We start from the raw sequence: 3574 nt of genomic DNA, 5'->3' as shown, positions 1-3574 counted from the left end.
CTGACATACATCCACGCTCTCGAAGAGGATCCGCCGCCCGGACGCGATCCGATCGACTGGAAGCTGGTGACCAACTTGCCGGTCGCCGATCTCTCCGCGGCGGTCGAGAAGCTCGGCTGGTACGCCCTGCGCTGGAAGGCGGAGGTGTTCCACAAGGTCATGAAGTCCGGATGCCGTGCCGAAGAGGCGAGACTAGAGACCGCCGAGAGGCTGGCGAAGTTCCTCGCCCTCATCGCAGTGGTCAGCTGGCGCATATTCTTCGTCACTATGCGGGCGCGCGCCAAGCCAGACGCCGCGCCCGACAGCGTTCTCACCTTCGCTGAGATCACTGCGCTCGACCGGATCGACGAGTCCCGAACGCGACCGCGTCTCCATCGGCCTACGCTCGCCGCTTACCTCCTGCAAATCGCCATGCTCGGTGGCTATCTCGCCCGCAAGCATGATCCGCCTCCAGGCAACATGGTCATCTGGCGTGGCATAACTCGCCTGCACGACATCAGCTTCGGCATCGCCATTGGATTAAACGATGTGGGTAATTGAAAGCCGGTGAAGGCGTCACCGTGGGGATACTCAACACCCGCCAACCTAGAGCGCGCAGATGACGCTTTATTGCGAGTTGCACGCCGATATGGGGGGTCAATCCCGCAGAACGCCCGGGCGGAAGCCAGGATGGAGTGGAGGTCATTTGCTATCGACGGTTCGGCTCCGCCGAGCCAGCTCCCCAAAAACGGATTTGCGCAACAGAGTAACGCCAACGTGGGCTCCGTTGGGCAGCGGAAACCAGAGGCTTGAGGGCCTCATCCACAATTGGGAGCACGACCGTTAGATGCGGAAATCGTCGTCGGCGTCCCTTTTCCTATTCCTCGATTGGTATAGCTAACGATACCTTGGTCCGATCCATTACGACCATTGTGCTGAAGCCCTTAATGTCAGGATTTTCATAAAAGAACCGACGGGTAAATGCCTCATACTCCACCATGTCACGCACGGAGATTATGAGAACGAAATCGGCTTCCCCTGTCACATAATATGCACTCATGATTTCAGGCGTCCGCCGAATCGCTTGCTTGAATCGATCAATGATATCTGACCGGTCACGCTCCAAACTAATGGACACTAGCATGAGCATGGGTCGACCAACGGCCCCAGGCGAAACTATTGCAACATCAGCTTCAATAACGCCCTCATCGCGAAGCCGCTTCAACCGCCGCTGACAAGCGGTAGCCGACAGTCCAGCAAGTTCCCCCAATTCGTCGGTCGTTAGGCGATTGTTGCGTTGCACGGCGATGAGAATCTTCCGATCGATTCGATCCAATTCCATTGACGATCTCTGCGAAAACTTCAACCTAGCGCAGGAAACCTGCAGTCGTGGCAATTTATTAGCCTGATTTCAGCGAAAATGAAAGCAGAAATTGTAAGCGAATTTCTCCGTGAAGCGCGCATTATTTCAATTCCGCCTGCGAAAACCCTGCCGGCGCCACGCTCGCCCCAAGCGCAACAATTCCCCTAAGCGTCGATATAGGATGATGCTGGACACCAACCCCTTCGAGACGGCGGAGGTGTTAGAGACCCTTAAGCGACGGACTCGATCCCAGCGACCGGGATGAAAAGATGAGATCTTTTGGCGCGACCGGCCGGTCCCTTAGTTAAGTGCTTCGGTCCCATCGTCCCATCCCTATTTCTCCTCAACACCATGCGAGAGCACTCTTCTGCGCAAGAAGGGCATAGATCAGCGTAAAGAGGCGCCTCGCGGTGTCCTTGTCGACAATCACAGTCGATGAGAGTTGCTCACGAAGCAGTGCGGCGGCGGTATCGTGGATCGATCGCCGACTCATCTCGATGGCCTCGAGCCTCTCCGGACCTGGCCAAGCGATGGCACCGAAGTAGCCTTCGCAAATTCGGGAATAGTCCTTGATCACGCGTCGGAGCGCAGCAAGAGCCAAATAGTGGCTTGTGACGTCCACGCCTTCGTCGGTGGTGGTGAGCAGAGCAACACCGGCGCCAGACCGTGCAATGGTTAGGCGGTATGGGCCGCCGCTGTGTCCAATAGGGGCGAATGTGTTGCTTTCTACGAGACCGAAAATCGCAATTGCGTGTTCATGCCTAATGCGCGCGTCGCTACCGGCGAAACCGGTGTCCAGCAATATATCACAGAGGCGGAACTCGCCGGCGCCCATGACGCTACCCTCCCTCACATGCCCGTAACGCCCACGCGGCCGTCAATCGAAGCTTAGCGAAGCCCTTCTTTGCGCCGCGGCGGGCCGAGTGGAGCAGCAACGTGCTGAAGATGCAGCACCCGAAGCGCCGATCGTACGTCAAGTCGCTTGCCCTCTTATGGAATACAAGATCGCAAGCGACGTTCGCCTTCCAGCGTTTGACAGTCGACAAGTCAGCGACGATGCCGGTCTCAAGAACAGAGGGCTCGCGAACGCCGGCCGGGCGTGTCTTCTCCGCCACGTCTACGGTGCCGACGCCTATTGGCCAGAGCCCAGCGATGCTCGCCGCACATGCACGCATGGCTGTAGACCAGTTCCGCAACATCGCGCGACCGTGAACAGTAAGGAGGTGTCGCCACGAGAGGAACGTCGCTTTCGCACTCTGGCCCGCGTCGTCGACGTCTGTGGTCTCGCAGGCGACCACATGTGCAAATTGCTCGCCAACATGCCGAGCTTCTTCCCACCGGCCGACCAACTCTTCGCATCCTCCCAGCCGGTCCGTGCGCAGGATGAAGGGCATGTCAGCTGTAATGGCTCGCCCACAGGTCATGCCGTTGGACAATCTGGTCGATTGATGCTTTGCAATCCGTCCAAAGCTGGTGGAGAGCGTTACTAGGGTGGCTCTCATAGTCACGAGGCTCCTCTTGCCCATTTTACCCAATTCATGATTAACCCGTACATCTGGATCTAGCCCTCAGTGTCCCTTTCGTGGATGTAGCATCGTAGATGGACGATTTACGCGAAACGATCCGGATCAATGCAAGCGATCAGCGTTATTCTGGTACTTGCGCACAAAAAACGGCGGTGTTTTTGGTGGCAATGAAACCCTCTACGTGATCAAAAGGATATGGTAGACAAAAGCTGCCGCGAGCCGTTCACGAGATCGAGCGGGCGGCTTTGCCGGCGCTGCCGTCCTCCTGAGCAGGGCGTCAATGTATTAGTCGAACTCTGTGTTCCTTCCGAATTTCTATGCTCACCGTGTTTCTAGAAGATCAGCACATCCGATGCTGAGAAGCGGGCGCCTACAGGTTGCCCGGTCACAAATCCCGAACCCTTTGCGGTGTTCTTGCGGATCACCAGCACCCGGCTTTTGTCACGCAGTTCGACGACCACATGCACATCGGCACCGAGAGGAGCTACGTCGAGCACCACGCCTGGCAAGACATTGTGTGCGAGATCATCAACCGCGCCGCCTGCAGCGACGTCAACGAGTTCGATGTTTTCCGGTCTTACGCACAGATCGGCACTGCCTTGCGGGTCGAGCTGCGATCTCGTGCGAATCTCTAGTTCACCATTGGTGACATAGGTGATGACGCCGTTGTGCGGTTGGCCGCGTCGCTGCCCTTGGAACCAATTGG

4 protein-coding genes are annotated in these 3574 nt (G+C 57.3%); 1 reads left to right on the top strand and 3 read right to left on the bottom strand.

The window, feature by feature from the left end:
* On the top strand, positions 1-540 hold a 540-nt coding region (locus tag NKH95_RS33220), incomplete at its 5' end, for an IS4 family transposase (protein WP_352894587.1).
* A 316-nt stretch (positions 541-856) separates the two neighbouring features.
* Here NKH95_RS33220 and NKH95_RS33215 read toward each other — a convergent pair.
* The 3 genes from NKH95_RS33215 to NKH95_RS33205 form a co-directional block, all read right to left on the bottom strand.
* Positions 857-1321, bottom strand: coding sequence for an Lrp/AsnC family transcriptional regulator (locus NKH95_RS33215; RefSeq protein ID WP_352894584.1), 465 nt, complete (start codon positions 1319-1321; stop codon positions 857-859).
* 364 nt (positions 1322-1685) lie between these two features.
* The gene (locus NKH95_RS33210; RefSeq protein ID WP_352894583.1) at positions 1686-2177 is read right to left on the bottom strand and encodes a UPF0262 family protein; all 492 of its coding nucleotides are present in this window, start codon (positions 2175-2177) and stop codon (positions 1686-1688) included.
* A 1023-nt stretch (positions 2178-3200) separates the two neighbouring features.
* Positions 3201-3574: TOBE domain-containing protein (locus tag NKH95_RS33205; RefSeq protein ID WP_352894581.1), on the bottom strand; the 374-nt coding region annotated here is incomplete at its 5' end.

Source organism: Mesorhizobium sp. M0848 (assembly GCF_040319805.1).
Taxonomy (GTDB): Bacteria; Pseudomonadota; Alphaproteobacteria; order Rhizobiales; family Rhizobiaceae; genus Mesorhizobium.
This window is presented reverse-complemented; position numbering and strand designations above follow the sequence as displayed.